Source organism: Oceanisphaera submarina, assembly GCF_046521305.1.
GTDB classification, from domain to species: domain Bacteria; phylum Pseudomonadota; class Gammaproteobacteria; order Enterobacterales; family Aeromonadaceae; genus Oceanimonas; species Oceanimonas submarina.
The window spans coordinates 162,029-177,716 of sequence record NZ_JBKGFN010000008.1 but is presented as its reverse complement, the minus strand read 5'-3'; the positions used below and the strand labels follow the sequence as shown (position 1 = coordinate 177,716).

General features: G+C 54.5%; 12 protein-coding genes and 1 tRNA gene. 9 read left to right on the top strand and 4 right to left on the bottom strand.

From position 1 onward, the window contains the following. Nucleotides 1–315: 315 nt before the first annotated feature. The 4 genes from ACLEIV_RS09990 (at nucleotide 316) to ACLEIV_RS09975 (ending at nucleotide 6,259) form a co-directional block, all read left to right on the top strand. Nucleotides 316–1,659, top strand: a complete 1,344-nt coding sequence (locus ACLEIV_RS09990; RefSeq protein WP_410456503.1) for a lyase family protein — start codon at nucleotides 316–318, stop codon at nucleotides 1,657–1,659. Between the two features lie 150 nt (nucleotides 1,660–1,809). Then, complete coding sequence (locus ACLEIV_RS09985; RefSeq protein ID WP_410456502.1) at nucleotides 1,810–3,315, top strand: aldehyde dehydrogenase family protein; 1,506 nt, start codon at nucleotides 1,810–1,812, stop codon at nucleotides 3,313–3,315. Nucleotides 3,316–3,571: 256 nt separating this feature from the next. Next, entirely contained in the window at nucleotides 3,572–5,173 is a 1,602-nt protein-coding gene (locus ACLEIV_RS09980) for a BCCT family transporter (protein WP_410456501.1), read from the top strand. Nucleotides 5,174–5,239: 66 nt separating this feature from the next. Continuing rightward, entirely contained in the window at nucleotides 5,240–6,259 is a 1,020-nt protein-coding gene (locus tag ACLEIV_RS09975) for an aldo/keto reductase (protein WP_410456500.1), read from the top strand. A gap of 87 nt (nucleotides 6,260–6,346) precedes the next feature. Here the strand turns inward: ACLEIV_RS09975 and ACLEIV_RS09970 are convergent, their stop codons facing one another. The 4 genes from ACLEIV_RS09970 to pyrB form a co-directional block, all read right to left on the bottom strand. Next, nucleotides 6,347–7,210 (bottom strand): LysR family transcriptional regulator, encoded by an 864-nt coding sequence (locus tag ACLEIV_RS09970; RefSeq protein ID WP_410456499.1) that lies wholly within the window; start codon nucleotides 7,208–7,210, stop codon nucleotides 6,347–6,349. Nucleotides 7,211–7,854: 644 nt separating this feature from the next. Then, a complete protein-coding gene (locus ACLEIV_RS09965; RefSeq protein ID WP_410456498.1) occupies nucleotides 7,855–9,771 on the bottom strand; it encodes a RecQ family ATP-dependent DNA helicase in 1,917 nt (638 codons plus the stop codon). Between the two features lie 380 nt (nucleotides 9,772–10,151). Next, nucleotides 10,152–10,610 carry an aspartate carbamoyltransferase regulatory subunit gene (pyrI, locus tag ACLEIV_RS09960; RefSeq protein ID WP_410456497.1) on the bottom strand — a complete coding sequence of 153 codons (459 nt, stop codon included), beginning with the start codon at nucleotides 10,608–10,610 and terminating at the stop codon, nucleotides 10,152–10,154. A gap of 5 nt (nucleotides 10,611–10,615) precedes the next feature. After that, nucleotides 10,616–11,539 carry an aspartate carbamoyltransferase gene (pyrB, locus tag ACLEIV_RS09955; protein WP_410456496.1) on the bottom strand — a complete coding sequence of 308 codons (924 nt, stop codon included), beginning with the start codon at nucleotides 11,537–11,539 and terminating at the stop codon, nucleotides 10,616–10,618. 319 nt (nucleotides 11,540–11,858) lie between these two features. On the opposite strand from pyrB, the gene ACLEIV_RS09950 reads away from it, so the two are divergent. From ACLEIV_RS09950 to ACLEIV_RS09930, 5 genes are all read left to right on the top strand, one after another. Next, nucleotides 11,859–11,935, top strand: a tRNA-Trp gene (locus tag ACLEIV_RS09950). 54 nt (nucleotides 11,936–11,989) lie between these two features. Next, on the top strand, nucleotides 11,990–12,367 hold the full coding sequence (locus ACLEIV_RS09945; RefSeq protein WP_410456495.1) for a hypothetical protein: 378 nt from the start codon (nucleotides 11,990–11,992) through the stop codon (nucleotides 12,365–12,367). Then, on the top strand, nucleotides 12,343–12,798 hold the full coding sequence (rimI, locus tag ACLEIV_RS09940; protein ID WP_410456494.1) for a ribosomal protein S18-alanine N-acetyltransferase: 456 nt from the start codon (nucleotides 12,343–12,345) through the stop codon (nucleotides 12,796–12,798). Before ACLEIV_RS09945 ends, rimI begins: the two co-directional genes overlap by 25 nt. A gap of 62 nt (nucleotides 12,799–12,860) precedes the next feature. Further along, nucleotides 12,861–13,859 carry a peptidoglycan DD-metalloendopeptidase family protein gene (locus ACLEIV_RS09935; RefSeq protein ID WP_410456493.1) on the top strand — a complete coding sequence of 333 codons (999 nt, stop codon included), beginning with the start codon at nucleotides 12,861–12,863 and terminating at the stop codon, nucleotides 13,857–13,859. A gap of 237 nt (nucleotides 13,860–14,096) precedes the next feature. Continuing rightward, a complete protein-coding gene (locus tag ACLEIV_RS09930; RefSeq protein WP_410456492.1) occupies nucleotides 14,097–15,392 on the top strand; it encodes an NRAMP family divalent metal transporter in 1,296 nt (431 codons plus the stop codon). Nucleotides 15,393–15,688 lie beyond the last annotated feature (296 nt).

Below are 15,688 nucleotides of genomic sequence, written 5' to 3'. Positions count from 1 at the left end.
CACCAACGGGCGGAAAACTCTAATTTTCTGTGTAACTAGAACAGGGATGTTTACAAGTTCACGTGACCATTTCGTGACTCAGACGCTGTTTACTGGTGTCCAAACCACACTATCTGCGCTATCCATCTGCTGATAAAGATTCAAGTCGAAATAATGAGCCTGCTTTTTGAATTCGAGTACAAAGTACTTCTTAAATTCGTGGAGTCATGAGTTTTTCGTATCCCTCTGTGTGAAAGTGTCACTGGTGCTTTGTCAGCTCTTTGGTTCTGATCACTCCTATCTTGTAAGTACTGGTAAACGGAGGAGTTCATCACAATGAAGCAGCGACAATACCGCATTGAAGAAGATCTGATAGGGGCGCTCGAAGTGCCGGCACAGGCACTTTTCGGGGTGCAAACGCAAAGGGCAATCAACTTGTATCCGCTGAATGGTGAAAAGCCCTTGTCTGCGTACCCGGAGCTGCTGCGCGGCTTGCTGCTGGTGAAAAAGCTGGCGGCCCAGACCAATATCGATACCGGGGAGCTGCTCCCCGAACTCGGCCAGGCCATTGTTTCGGCGGTGGACCAGCTGCTTGAAGAGATGCCGGCCGAGGCGTTTCCGGTGCATGCCTTTCACGGCGGCGGAGGGATCTCCAGCAACATGAATGTGAATGAGGTGGTGGCCAACCTGGCCAACCACAACGCCTTTGGTAGTCCGCTGGGAAGCTACCAGCCGGTGCATCCCAATGATCACGTCAACCTGAACAACTCGACCAGTGATGCCCTGAACACGGCCTGCCACCTGGCGGTGATCGACAAGATTAAGCAACTGGATAGCGAGCTGGCCGCCTTGATCGCCACCTTCGATGCCCAGGGGCAACAGTGGCGGCATGTGCTGAAGATTTCCCGCACCTGCCTGCAGGACGCGGTCGAAATCAGCTTTGCCGATCTGTTTGGGGGCTATTCATCTCAGCTTGAACGGCACCGTCAACGACTGGATACAGACACCGGTGAGCTGTACAGGGTCAACCTGGGCGGCAATATTATCGGACGCAGGGGAGACTGCTCAGAGGCCTTCTTCAACCAGGTTATCGACGGGCTGAACCGGATAACGGGAGAGACAGGGTTTGAGCACAGCGACAACCTGTTTGATGCCTCCCAGAGCCATGACGATCTGGCCAGGGTGGCTGCCGGACTGGACCAGCTGGCGAGGGCCCTGCTGCGCATTGCCAAGGATTTTCGCCTGATGGCCTCGGGCCCGGCAACGGGCTTGGGGGAAATTCGCCTGCCTGCGGTGCAACCCGGCTCCTCGGCCATGCCGGGCAAGGTCAACCCGACCATTCCCGAATACCTGATCCAGTGCTGCATGCAGGCCTGCGGGCGCTGTTACTCCGTGCAGATGACCCAGGACCATGGTGAGCTCGACTACACCCCCTGGCAGTCTGTGGTGATCAGTAATCTGCTCGACACCATCTCGGTACTGAGCAGCGGCATGGAGGCATTTAGGCAGCACTGCCTGGCCGGTATGGAGCCGGATCTGGCGCGTAACGCCGACAATGTTAATACATTGATTCCCACACTCATTCGGCTTAAACAGCAACGCGGCTACTCGTTTGCTGCTCGTATCTACAAAGAAAGCGGCGGTGACCTGGAGCAAATCCGGCGTTACCTGGAGGAATAAGCATCAGGGAAGAAGGATGAGTTTTTTGCAGGGCGCCATACCCTAATGTCAATTGTGCTCGAATAGCCATCCTTCTACTCTCGTCGAGAACCGTTACAGCAAACGTCCTCACAGGATGTCACCGTCGTCGCAACAGAAATGGAGTATCAAATGGATTCTGTAAAAAACATTCCCCTGTCCTGGGCCCACGACTGGCTTCAGCAACTCAAGCGGCAGTATATCGATGGCCAATGGGTAGACGGCGCCGGCCAGGACAAGTGGGTAGTGACCAACCCGGCTAACCGCGAAGCGCTGTGCGAATTCGTGATGGCCGATGCGGAGCAGGTGGAATACGCTGCTCAAATTGCCAACCAGCGGCACGAAACCGGGGTTTGGTCCAAGGTCAGCCGCACCCAGCGGGCAGACATGCTGCGCCAGATCGCCCGGCTGATCCGCGAGCACACCGAAGAGTTGGCAGTGCTCGAGTCCCTGCCTAATGGCAAGCTGTACGCCGAGTCCATGGCCGACGACATTCCCACCTGTGCCGATATTTTTGAATACTACGCCGGCTGGACCGACAAGTTCTATGGTGAAACCTCGCCGGTAGAAGACGGTTTTCTGAACTACACGCTCAAGGAGCCCATTGGCGTCTGCGCGCTGATTGCCCCTTGGAATTTCCCCCTGTACCAGACCAGCCTCAAGGTGGCGGCGGCGCTGGCCATGGGTAATACCGTGATCATCAAGCCGTCGGAATACACGCCGCTGACCACCATCTACCTGATGGAGCTTATCGACAGCGAGCTTGAGTTTCCGAAGGGCGTGATCAACATGCTGTTGACCAACGGCGAAATGGCCAACCAGCTGACCCTGAGCAACAATGTGCACAAGGTGTCCTTTACCGGCAGCACCGGGGTAGGACGCAAAATAGTGCAAAATTCCGGCCTGTCCAACCTCAAGGCGGCCACCCTGGAGCTGGGCGGCAAGTCTCCCTGTATCTTCTTTGAAGACACGCCGGATCTGGACGGCGCCATCGATCGGGCCTTTACCGTAATGTTCTCCCACAAGGGTGAGAAGTGCTCGGAGCCGACCCGCTTCCTGATCCACGATAGCATCTATGATCAGGTGCTCGAAAAGCTGATTGCCAAGGCCAACGCGGTGAAGTGTGGCAATCCGTTCGATGAAAACGCCGACCAGGGACCCCAGTGCAACGAGGCCCAGTTCAACAAGATCCTGGAGTACATTGAGATCGGCAAGGGCGAGGCCAAACTGGTGGCCGGCGGCTGTGCCGATACCGAGGGTGACAATGCCAACGGTTATTTCATTCGCCCCACCATCTTTTCCGAGGTGGACCAGAATGCTCGCATCGCCCAGGAAGAGATTTTTGGCCCCGTGCTGTGCTGCACCCGTTTCCACACCACGGAAGAAGCCGTGCAAATGGCCAATGCCACCGCCTACGGCCTGGCGGCCGGCATTTATACTGCAGATGTGTCCCGTGCCCATCGGGTAGCGGAACAAATCGATGCCGGTATGCTATTTATCAACCGCTACGGTTGCTACGGCCTGGCGGCCCCCTTCGGCGGCTTCCGCCAGAGCGGCTGGGGCAAGGAGATGGCGATTCACTCCCTGTCTTCCTACACCAAAACCAAAGGCGTCTGGGTTTACTACGGCGACGCCTGATACTTGGGCGGTTTGATCGCTAATTTACTTCTTTGAGCCTGGCCCGTACCGAATTCATATCGGTACGGGCTTTTTAGTCCGCGCTAAAAAAGCTCATACATTACGAGTCACATGTTTATTTAGTGTTATTACATTTTTTCATGGTTGTTGGATTTTATGTCATTTTGAGTTTTTCGATGTCTGAGGCAATCTTGGCGTCGATTAAATAGTTGAAGGAACATTCGCCATACCGGCGAGTAATTGCAGAGGGATTTATATGAAAAGCATCAGACCGGTAACATTCTGGCCGGCATTTGTCTGTCTCGCGCTGACGGTCATCTATACCATCATCGACAAGCAGAACTTCATTGCCGGTACCTCGACACTGAACAACTTGATCATGGCCAACCTCTCCTGGCTGTTCAATCTCAGTGCCCTGCTTATGGTGTTTATCGCCGCGTATGCGTTTTTCGCTCCCATTGGGAGAGTGCGTATCGGTGGCCAAGAAGCGACACCGATGCTGACCCCGTTCCGCTGGTTTGCGGTTTCCTTGACGACCGTTATCGCCATGGGGATTCTGTTCTGGTCGGTGGCGGAGCCGGTTCTACATTACCATGAGCCACCGCAGTCTCTTGGAATTACGCCCGAAAGTGCCGAGTCGATGCGTTTTTCGATGTCCACCATCTTTGTGCACTGGACGATAACGCCTTACGCCATCTATACCGTCGCGGCCCTGGCTTTTGCACTGGCGTTTCACAATCTCAAGCTGCCGTTTTCCATCGGTTCCATGCTGCGTCCGTTGCTGGGGCGCTGGGTTGATGGCATCGGCGGCCAGGTGGTCGATGGACTGGCGCTGTTCTCTGTGGTGCTGGGCATGTCGGCCACGCTGACCTCGGGTTTACTGGTGATCGGCGACGGCATGGAGTCGGTGCTGGGTATCGAAAAAAGTGTGGCCGGCTATGCGATGATTGCGATCGCCATTATCGGCTCTGCCATCATATCGGCCGCGTCCGGCCTTTATCGCGGTATTCAGACCCTGGCTCGCATCAATACCTGGCTCTACTTTGCCGGTGCTCTGTTTATCTTCATCGTAGGGCCAACCGCTTTCATCCTGTCGCTGGGTGTCGAGTCACTCGGGGTTTACCTGTCCGACTTCTTTGCACGCAATCTGGTGACTGGTGCTTCTGGTAACGACCAGTGGCCGGGGTGGTGGACGGTCGCCTTTTTTGCCAGCTGGTTTGCCTGGGCGCCGCTCAGCTGCCTGTTCCTTGGCAAGATTGCTCGTGGCTATACGGTGCGTCAGTTCATCATCGTCAACCTGCTACTGCCGTCATTATTCGGGTTTCTTTGGTTCAGTATCTTCAGCGGTTCCTCGCTGTATTTCGATACAACCCTGGGCGGGATTATGTATCAGGCCTATCAGGATAAGGGCTTTGCCTCGGTGATTTATGTGCTGTTCGATCAACTGCCCGGTAGCACTCTGCTCAGTGCGTTGTTCATCTTCGCCTGCTTCATCACTTTTATTACTGCTGCCGACTCCAATACCGATGCTATCGGTGGTCTTTGCATCAAGGGTGTTGATGCTGAAAATCTTAAGTCTCCACTATGGGTCAAGGCGACCTGGGGCTGCGCTGTTGCATTTGTTGCCTGGATCAGTGCGAGTTATATCGGTGTTGATGCGATCAAGATGCTGTTCAATCTGTCGGGTGTACCGGGCATGTTGATTGTGCTCGGGGCGGGATTCTCCTTCTTGAAGCTGGCGCGCAGGGTGCAGATCGACGGACAGGTTGTCGAGCTGAAGCCAGCTGCACTGGCCGAGATGGAAAAAGATGGCAAGTCCGTAAGCGCAATGCCGGTGGCGGGGTTGCGACAGGAGTAAGCAAGCAAAACTTATGACAAATGGAGCCGGGCAGGCCGGCTCTCCTACTATTTTTGAGGATAAAACATGCAATATGTAAGACTCGGTCGGTCCGGCTTGAAGGTATCCCGCCTCTGTCTCGGCACCATGAATATGGGTTCGAAGGAATGGAAACCCTGGATCTTTGATGAAAAAGAGAGTGAGCCGGTTATCGCGCACGCGCTCGACATGGGGGTCAATTTTATCGATTTGGCGGATTTCTATTCCATCGGTGCCGGTGAAGAAGTGGTGTGCAACGTGTTGCGCCGCATCGCGCGCCGTGACGAGCTGGTTATCACCACCAAGGTGGGCTATGCCATGAGCAATGACATTAATGCGCAGGGCCACTCGCGTAAGCATATTTTCGATGCGATTGACGGCTCACTCAAACGCATGGGGATGGATTATGTCGATATCTACATGCTGCATTATTTTGATACCGAGACCCCGGTCGAGGAAACCATGGGAGCCCTCAATGATATAGTGCTTGCCGGTAAAGCTCGCTATATCGGGGTGTCCACCATGTACACCTGGCAGCTGGCGAAGATCCTGCAGGTGTGTGACAAGAATGGCTGGGCACGACCGATCAACATGCAACTGCAGCTGAACTGTGCCTACCGGGAAGAAGAACGCGAGATGATCCCGTTTTGCATGGATCAGGGGATCGGTGTATCGGTGTTCAGTCCACTTGCCCGCGGTATCCTGACCAGTGATCTGCAGTCTACCCGCAACCAGACCGACTTCTTTACCGCCGAGATGTACAACGATCAAGCATCGAAGAGTATTGCCCACTCCGTGGCCAAGGTGGCCGATGCCCGCGGTTGCCTGCCGGCGCAGGTGGCACAGGCCTGGGTGCTGCAGAAGCCGGAAGTGTCTTCAATGCTGGTAGGAGCTGACAGCCCGGCGCAGTTCGATAGTGCCTTGGCGGCGCTTGAAATGACCCTGACCGCTGACGAGATTTATGAAATTGAGCGCAATTATACCCCCTGCGATATGATTAACGATTATACTGCCGGCAAGCGTATTGCACGCACCGCACGTCCGGCACGGGCACCTTTTGCCGACTGAGCATCAGTCATATTTTTAGTGTACGGTAATTTTTGGTCACTATTTTGCCCCGCTCTGTCGGGGCTTTTTTACTCTGAAAAAAGACGATCAATCCGGGCTGATTTCCCGCAACCACTCGGTAAAACGCAATACCTTGGCAAGACCCTGGCGTTCGGCTTTGATATCGAGCCAATAGCCGTAAGGGCCATTGACTTCAATCTGGCTGAAGGGTACCAGGGCGCCGGTTTTCAGCTCTTGGCTGATCATGCGTTTGTCTACTATCGCAAAGCCGGCGCCGTTAACGGCCGCATTGGTCACCTGATCCAGAGTGCTGAACTCCATACCTCTGCTGGCGTCTACCTGGCCTGTCAGTCCGGCAGCCTGCAGCCAGTTTTCCCATATCGGAAGCCGTTCTCCCTTGTGGAGTATGTGCAACAGGGTACCGTTTAGTTGCTTGGCCTGTTCTAACAGCTCGGGTGTGCATACCGCGACATGCTGCTCGAGCATGACCAGCTCGCTGTAGTGGCTGGGTCTGGCGGTACGTCCAAAACGAATGCTGCAATCGAAGAGGTTATGTTCGCTGTCATTGTTGTGAATGGACAGCTCCAACTCGGGCGAATGGGCATGAAAGTTGGCCAATCGAGGTGCAAGCCAGCGGGTAGCAAAGGTCGGAGGAATGAGTAGTGTCAATTTTTGCCGTTGCTTGGGATCTCTCAATTCTTGAACGGCGGTTTCCATCAGGTTGAAAGACTGCTCCAGCTTGGTTAGCAGCTGATTACCGGCCTCCGTCAGTTCCAGCTGGTGATGGCGGCGGATGAACAGCGGAACACCGAGGTAATCTTCAAGTTGTTTGATCTGTCTGCTTACCGCGCTCTGGGTGACGTGCAGTTGGGTTGCCGCCTGAGTGAAGCTCAGGCATTTTCCTGTGGTTTCGAAAACACGTAGCGAGGTCAGTGCCGGTAATGAGCGCATAAGGTTAACCTTAGGTAAAGCTGTCTTGAGAGAGGGAGTATACTTCAGCGTACTCGACTGGTCGTCTTGTCCAATCTTTCCTGTCGTATCGAGATCCGATCAAATTACTTCAGTTTCTTCAAAAATACACCCACTAGACTAACACTCGGTGCGCTATTTTATCTTTCTCGATATGGCTCCATGTCAACTTGATGTTGATGCATATCTGACGGCCTTGTTGAGCAAATCAAAGCCGAGACAGCCTGTCCATACGGGACTTTCCGCCCTTAACTAACCGCTTGACGAACAGACATACCAAGTCCTGTGACCGTGTTAATGACCTTAACTCCGGGCTGGATCTCACCGACTTGAGCGTTGTATGTATGCAAGTTCAACCTGGGGCTCTTCGCTGCGAGCGCTGATGGCAGCCAGGCGTGGTTTTCCCGTCGGACAGGTGATTTGATTTCGGCGCGGCAGCGGCCTAGTTCCTCGGATGCCCTTCGTCCCAATGACCAGCATTCTTGCGGGATGGGATGGTCATTTTACTTCCTTTCCTCCGCGTAGCAGGAGAGCTTTTTTCTCCTGTGACCTGATGGCCGGTGAAGCAGCTGGGCTGCCTCTGGTCTGGGGCATCAATATGGACCCGTTCATTAGCGGGACTGGTCTTAGCCAAATTGACTCAGAAGCTGCTGTATTTCGCCAAAGCGTTGCTGCTCCAGCTGACCGAAGCCGGGCCTTTTTCTGGCTTTCAGTCGGTTGAGCAAGGGAGTGCTAATGCCACACAAGAAACAGGACAAGGTGTGCTTGCTCAGAGGCTGCTGGCTGTCGCTCTGCAAGCCTTGGCACCAGTGCTGCAATTGCTCGGCGGCAGGGAGAGGGGGGCGTTTGGGAACGGGCAGTTGCGCCGGCTGACCGGTACAGACCGAGCAATGGCCACAGCGCTCTGGCGCCTGGTGATCGGCAAAGTAGCCGGCGAGTCGATGGCTCAGGCAGCGGTCGCTTTCAAAGAAACCGATCATGTCGCTCAGGCGGGTGATTTCACTCCGCTCCTTCTGTTGGAACAGCTCATGGAGCCGGCGGGTTTCGGCCTGCTGATCCATGTCTTTCTGAAGCACCCGATAAACCTCGACCATCTGCTTGCTTTCCAAGCTGATCAGACCCTGTTGGTGCAGGTAGTCGAGTGCGCTGATCACCCGTTTTCGTTCACCGCCATCTTGCTGCCAGATGGCATCGAAATTGACCTGGCACCAGCTTCTGGCCAGAGGGGAGCCGTTGAATACGGCGGTGAGAAACGTCTGACGTTCGGGATTGAACGCATTCAGTATCTCCTCGCGAGACTCGATAAACTTGAAGCGGTAATCGGCAAAGTAGCTGTATTGGGGCTCGATAATTCGATTCAGCTCCAGGTAGACCAACAGGGTCTTCAGCGGTAGCAGGCGGATGTTGGTACTGTTGGATAGCCGCAGCGGCATCAGCTCCCACTGGTCGCCGGCTTGCTGCAGTTCATGCAGTAAGGCCTTGATGGCATCCGGCTCCGGCGTATCACCGTAGACGAAATTTTCCAGTACATTGAGCCCGGCCTGGTTGCCGAGCAGGATACAATGTGATGGCTGGCCGTCACGGCCGGCCCGGCCTATTTCCTGACTGTAGTTTTCGATGGATTTGGGCAGATCGTAATGGATCACCCGGCGGATATCGGCCTTGTCGACGCCCATGCCAAAGGCGATGGTGGCGACGATACAGGGTACACTGCCAGCCATAAACGCCTGCTGCAGCTGTTTACGCCGTTCCTGATCCATGCCTGCATGGTACGCCTGGGCCTGAATGCCGGCTGCCGCCAGCCGTTCGGCGACACGCTCGGCGGTGTGCTGCAGGGTGACATAAACGATGGTGGGCAGGGCCGGATCCATGAGCAGCTGCTCGATCAGAGCCGGCATTTTCTCCGCTTCGGTAACCGGTATGACATCAAGGTGCAGGTTGGGCCGATAAAATCCGGTGATCACCACGTTTTCCCGAGACAAGCCGAATTTTTGCTGCATATCATCGATAACATTCGGGGTGGCGGTGGCGGTCAGCAGCAGCACCTGGGGGATGTTGAGGCTCCGGCAATAGTAGGGCAGCTTGAGATAGTCGGGGCGAAAGTTGTGACCCCATTCGGAAATACAGTGAGCTTCATCCACCACCAGCAGAGAAATTGGTATCTGTCCGATAAACTGGCGAAAGCGCTCGTTCTTCAGACGCTCTACCGAAATCATCAGTATCTTGATGCGGCCCTCGCGTACATCCTGCATGATCTGGCGGCTTTCTTCCCAGCTCTGGGTGGAGTCGATGCTGGCGGCGGGAATATTCATTCGCCGTAGAAAGGCCAGTTGATCCTGCATCAGTGCCAGCAGGGGAGAAATGACCAGGGTCAGTTGCGGCAACAGCAGCGCGGGTAGCTGGTAACAGAGTGACTTGCCCGAGCCGGTGGGGAAAATCGCCGCCGCCGAGTGTCCGGCCATCAGGGTATCGATCACCTGTTGCTGGCCGGGGCGCAGTGAAGAAAAGCCGAAGTGTTGTTGCAGAGTCTGGAGCAGAGTCATGGCGTTGATGTCTTGAAATAGCGATGTGCACAGCTTGGCGTGCGCTATCGGCTTTGGCAACTTAATCGTCGTGAAGCGGCGCAATCAACAGTCCTCAGGGGCTGTTGACTGTTTATCGCTGGCGGCCTGTCTTTTGGTCACAAATCAACTTGTGGAATAAAGAGGCAACAGGGTTGCCTCCTCCGGCCTGGTTCAAAGAATGCCACTCAGCTGTAAAGCCTGACCGAACATCCGGTGAATGTTCGCAGCAGCTAGTGGCAAGTCCCGAGGAGAGTCGGCGGAGCAGGCCCCTTGTCCGATGTGCAAACATTGAGCTAAAAAACAAGCCGTTCTTTTACTCTGGACTTGTGGCTAGGAGACTGCTTGCTGGCTTTCGGCTGTTATATGGTCATGAAATCCTGATGGAAGGATTTTTCACAGTAGTTGCAGCGAAAACGGACCTGGCCCGCCACCGCTCGTACCTTGAACTTGCTGGTCACCGGTTCGTTGTGGCTGATGCAGTTCGAATTGGGGCAGGAAAACACCCCTTCCACTCGCTCGGGCAGTTGCAGTTGCAACTTCTTCACTACTTCGAAGTCTTCGATCAGGTTAACGGTGGCATCCGGTGCAAACAGCGCCAGCTGGTTGGCCTGAGCGGGAGTCAGACGGGTGTTTTCCACCTTGATGATGTCCTTGGTTCCCAGCTCCTTCGAAGGCAGGTTCAGGCCTACAGTGATCTTCTCGTGAGTCTGCACCAGGCCGAACAGCTGCAGGATCTTGATGCCTTGGCCGGCGGGAATATGATCGATCACGGTACCGTTGTGAATGGCTTCGACTTGCAGTTGGCTCTTGTTCATCATGTCTCTCACAGGTTCTCGTTCAGCACCAGGGCAAGCAAGGCCTGGCGGGCATAAACGCCATTTTCTGCCTGCTCGAAGTAATAGGCATAAGGGGTGTCATCCACTTCGGCAGAGATTTCGTCGATACGGGGCAGGGGATGTAGCACCTTGAGGCTGTCTTTGGCGCCGTCCAGCACCTCGGGGGTGAGCACGTATTTCGAGGCTACATGTACATATTCGGTTTCGTCGAAGCGCTCTTTCTGCACCCGGGTCATGTACAGAATGTCCAGTTCGTCCATCACCTCTTCCATGTTGTCACGGAACTCGAAGTTGATGCCCTTTTCGGTCAGTTCGTCACACAGGTAATCGGGCATGGCCAGGGCTTGGGGGGCGATAAAGTAGAACTTGCAACCAAACAGGCTCAGCGCCTGCGTCAGAGAGTGTACGGTGCGGCCGTACTTGAGGTCACCGACAAAGGCGACCGTCAGCCCCTGCAGCGTGCCCTGGGTTTCGTAGATGGTAAACAGATCCAGTAGCGTCTGGGTAGGATGCTGGTTGGAGCCGTCACCGGCGTTGATCACCGGCACCGAAGAAAATTCGGCGGCGAGCCGGGCCGCACCTTCCTGTGGATGGCGCATCACAAAGGCGTCACTATAGGAGCTGATGATCTTCACCGAGTCGGCCAGGGTTTCCCCTTTCTTGGCTAGTGAGGTGCTGCCGCTGTCGGAAAAGCCGATTACGCCGCCACCCAGGCGATGGATGGCAGTTTCAAATGACAGTCGGGTTCGGGTGGAAGCTTCGAAAAAACAGCTGGCCACGACCTTATGCTTGAGCAAATCGGGACGGGGATGGGTCTTGATCATCACGGCGGTGTCGATGATTAACTCGAGCTCGGCGCGGGTGAAGTCGGATATGGAGATTACATGCTTTTGATATAGGGGGTTTGCCATCAGCAACGCTCTTTAAGGTGTAAAGTGAAGACCATAAAAAAGCCCCTGAAGGGGGCCATTAGAGCTAAATCATTGCAAGCACCACCGTTTTCACGGCGTACGGGCGTAAAACCAGCCTGATGTTCGGGTACAGACGTGAGCATTTATTCCATTCACTCCGGGCGCTTGCAAATCAGGCAGATTATAGAGAAATGTGTGCTCAAAGCAAAATCTGACGACAGAAGGAGTCAATGCGGCGAAAAGATAAGCGAACGAAGCGGCGTCTGCGAAAAAGCGCTTTACCTTTAAAGGGCTATCGTTATAATTCGCCTCGTATTGCAGGGGCGTAGTTCCAATTGGTAGAACAGCGGTCTCCAAAACCGACGGTTGGGGGTTCGAATCCCTCCGCCCCTGCCAACTTCTTCTCGAAAAGCCAGCCTAACAGCTGGCTTTTTGCGTTATGGAGTATCTATGACGCCGTTACAATCGCAACTATGGCAATTGTTGAAACTGCCTAGCTGGCGCTGTGCTCATCCCGAGCGACTTCCTCATGCGCCAGCTCCCCCTCTGGAGATGGCAGAAGTGCTGGTCATAACCGGTCAGGGTAAACTGCTGCCGCCTTTATTACGCACCGATCTGATGCAGGCGCTGTCGCTGGATGAAACACAGCTGCAGGTGATGGATGAAGGAACCTGGCTGGCCGCCGGCATGCCGGCGGCGAAGACGATGCTGGGATTGAATCTGACCGGTGATATTACCGCTTTCAGCTGGCATGATTGCCTGCCACTGACACCGGCCAAAAAACGAGAACTCTGGGGTCGGTTATGTCACCTCTGTTTCGCCCACTGAGTACCGCCGATCTGGACGCCATGCAGCTGGTGGAGCAGGCGGCTCATGCTCATCCCTGGAGCCGCAGTCTGCTGGCCGACAGCTTCGGCGAGCGCTACTTTACCGGCTCGCTCTGGCTTCAGGAGCAGGGGGGGCAGGAGCTGCTGCTGGGCTACTTTATTGCCGACCGCATCCTCGATGAAAGCACCCTGATGAACATCTGCGTGTCACCAGACCAACAGGGGCAGGGGCTGGGCCGTCAGCTGATGGAACATTATCTGTGCCTCTGTAAAGATCAGGGTCTTACGCAGCTCTGGCTGGAAGTGAGGGCGTCCAATACCTCGGCTCAGGCGCTGTATCTTTCCTGCGGCTATACGGAAAACGGTCGTCGTCGGCATTATTACCAGAACGCTTCCGGCCTGGAAGATGCGATATTAATGAAAAAATACTGATGAAGAAGTAAACAAACCCTTCCTATACTCATAGGCAAACACTCTTTCTACAAGGATGAAGAATGAGAGGCTTATGGATTTGCCTGTTGAGTACCTTGTTGCCGTGGTCACCGTTCTCTCACGCCAGCATCTACCGTTATCAGGACGCCAACGGTACCGTGCACTACACCGACAATAAACTGCGTGTCGTCAACCATTCTAATGTTCATCAGGATGCGGTCAACCGCGACGGCGTGCTGGTGCGTGTGGTCGAGAAAAAAGACGGCCACTATTTTTTCGCACTGAATCGGCTGCCCACCAAAGCCGAGCTGACTTTTCGCTTCACTCAGGAAAAAAACGTCAGTATTCCCGATCAGATGCAACAGGTGATCGGTCTGCCCCCACGGGAAGAAAAATTTATCGGAAAACTGGCAGCCAGAGAAGCCGGTGACTGGCGCTACGACTACGGCTTTGCCTACAGCAAGCATGAACTACGACCTGCCGTCAGTGCCCGCAAGGTGCAAAAAATCGCCGGCTCTGTCCTGATACCACCCAAGACCGTCTTTAACCGTTCATTACCGTCAGCTCTTTTGCCTGAAGCGATAGATCTTGTTTCGCCGGTAGCCGGCCGCTACCGGGTTACTCAGGGCTTTAACGGTGAGTTCAGTCATAACAAGCCGTCCAATCGCTACGCCCTGGATATTGCCCTGCCGATAGGCACCCCACTTTATGCCACCAGGGACGGCGTGGTGATGGCCGCGGTGGATCATCATATGGGAGGAGGTCTGAAGGCAAAATACCGGGGCAAGGCCAACCATTTACGGCTGCGACATGCGGACGGCACCATGACCCTCTATGCCCATCTGCAAACCGGCTCGTTGCAGGTGAAAGAAGGCGATAGGGTAAGAGCCGGGCAGCGGGTGGCGGCGTCCGGCCATACCGGTTACAGCTCTGGTCCTCATTTGCATCTGGCATTACAGATCGACAACAAGGGGCGCAGAGAGTCGATTCCCTTTACCCTGCAAGGCCGTTACCCTATTGCCGGTCGCTGGCTGCTGGCCGGTGAATGGGGCGATGAGTAGAGTAATATGCTGAAAATGTTATTTGGCGTTATATATGGTATTTTTATGACATTAAAACAACATGCAGGGATTGTGGTTTTGTTTTTGAAATTAAAAACTTAGTTTATGTTTTATTTTGGTTTTTAGTTTTATCGTGTGTGCCGGGTGATTCTATAAAGCAGTTGATTTATCCTTTTTGCTGTGGCCTTTTACTTTCTTTTTAGCTTTTAAATCAAAGTAAAAGGGTAGGAAAGCAGGATGGCAGAGTTAGTTGATGTGGCAAATGGCGCTCCTCGTAGCATAAGTCACTATATGAGAGTGCTGGGGCCGGGGATCCTGGGGGCTGCGGCTGCCATCGGTGGCTCTCACCTGGTGGCGTCCACCCAGGCCGGTGCCATTTACGGCTGGCAGCTGGTGGGCTTGATCCTGCTGGTCAACCTGCTCAAGTATCCTTTCTTTCAAATCGGTGCCCGCTACACCATGGCGGCAGACGAGACCCTGATCCAGGGCTATGATCGCATCGGCCGAGGCTATCTCTATTTGTTTACCGCACTCAATCTCTTCGCCTCCGTGGTCAGTACCGCCGGAGTGGCCATGTTGTGTGGCAGCATACTGGGGCTATTTATCGGTGACAGCCTCAACGTGACCCAACTCAGCATGATAGTGCTGGCGGGCTCGCTGGCGTTCCTGATCACCGGTCACTACAAGACGCTGGATCGGGTGACCAAGTGGATTATCGTGGGGTTGGCGGTCGCCACTATCACAGCGGTGTTTATCGCCTTGAATCAAGGTGGTGTGGCGCCGCCCGACTTTGTCTCTCCCAGCCCCTGGAACCTGGCTTCTGTGGGATTTCTGGTCGCGCTGATGGGCTGGATGCCGGCGCCTATAGAGCTGTCGTCCTGGAACAGCGTCTGGTTGCGCCAGAAGAAAAAAGCGCTGGGCGGCGCACTGGATTACAAGGATGCCCTGGTCGACTTTAACGTGGGCTATGTTACCTCTACCCTGCTGGCGCTCGCCTTTGTTGCGCTGGGTACCCTGGTGCTGCATGGCAGCGGTGAAAGCCTGGCGACCTCGGGCATTGCCTTCGCGCATCAGCTGGTGAACGTTTATGCCAGCGTGATGGGGGAGTGGAGCCGCTGGTTGATTGCGCTGATTGCCTTCCTGTGCATGTTTTCCACTACCGTGACGGTGCTTGACGGTTACAGCAGGGCGCTGAGCGAATGCTGTGTACAGCTTGGTCAGTCGCAAGGCAGTGGCCCCACCGGTAACGGCAGTCGCTATACCTATCCCTTGATGGTGGTGATGGGCATGGTTGGCGCCCTGATCATCATGTTCTTCAAGGGTGCCCTGTTGGCGATGCTGGAGTTCGCCATGATCTCCGCCTTTGTCAGTGCCCTGGTCTTTTCCTGGTTGAACTACCGCCTGATGACGTTGCCGCAGGTGCCGGAGCAGTACCGTCTGGGCCGTGGCATGAAGGTCCTGAGCTGGGTAGGCATTCTGTTCTTTGCCGGGTTCAACCTGCTGTTCGGTTACTGGTATCTGTTTGTGAAATAACATTCGAGCGGGGGTCTCTGGCCCCTGTTTGTTTTTCCGCTGTTATGCCAGTGATCCCCTCGATCAACCCCGCTATCTCGGCTATCAATCGATGATATGTCAGCGATTGAAAGCCATAGCCTATTAAGCCTCGAGGAAAGATCGATTAATCTTTTTATGAAAGAGGCAGTATAGTGCTTGTGGTGTTGTCTTCTTCTTGTGCTATCTCCTTATCTTGTCACGCTTTTTGGCAATAAATATCGAGATTTCGATGTTTTCAGCATTAAAAAATATCAATGCGTCGTTTTGGTATAGCC

Coding starts and splice junctions, on each gene's coding strand:
- ACLEIV_RS09990 (WP_410456503.1), top strand. CDS start 316: ATGAAGCAGCGACAATACCGCATTGAAGAAGATCTGATAGGGGCGCTC.
- ACLEIV_RS09985 (WP_410456502.1), top strand. CDS start 1,810: ATGGATTCTGTAAAAAACATTCCCCTGTCCTGGGCCCACGACTGGCTT.
- ACLEIV_RS09980 (WP_410456501.1), top strand. CDS start 3,572: ATGAAAAGCATCAGACCGGTAACATTCTGGCCGGCATTTGTCTGTCTC.
- ACLEIV_RS09975 (WP_410456500.1), top strand. CDS start 5,240: ATGCAATATGTAAGACTCGGTCGGTCCGGCTTGAAGGTATCCCGCCTC.
- ACLEIV_RS09970 (WP_410456499.1), bottom strand. CDS start 7,210: ATGCGCTCATTACCGGCACTGACCTCGCTACGTGTTTTCGAAACCACA.
- ACLEIV_RS09965 (WP_410456498.1), bottom strand. CDS start 9,771: ATGACTCTGCTCCAGACTCTGCAACAACACTTCGGCTTTTCTTCACTG.
- pyrI (WP_410456497.1), bottom strand. CDS start 10,610: ATGATGAACAAGAGCCAACTGCAAGTCGAAGCCATTCACAACGGTACC.
- pyrB (WP_410456496.1), bottom strand. CDS start 11,539: ATGGCAAACCCCCTATATCAAAAGCATGTAATCTCCATATCCGACTTC.
- ACLEIV_RS09945 (WP_410456495.1), top strand. CDS start 11,990: ATGACGCCGTTACAATCGCAACTATGGCAATTGTTGAAACTGCCTAGC.
- rimI (WP_410456494.1), top strand. CDS start 12,343: ATGTCACCTCTGTTTCGCCCACTGAGTACCGCCGATCTGGACGCCATG.
- ACLEIV_RS09935 (WP_410456493.1), top strand. CDS start 12,861: ATGAGAGGCTTATGGATTTGCCTGTTGAGTACCTTGTTGCCGTGGTCA.
- ACLEIV_RS09930 (WP_410456492.1), top strand. CDS start 14,097: ATGGCAGAGTTAGTTGATGTGGCAAATGGCGCTCCTCGTAGCATAAGT.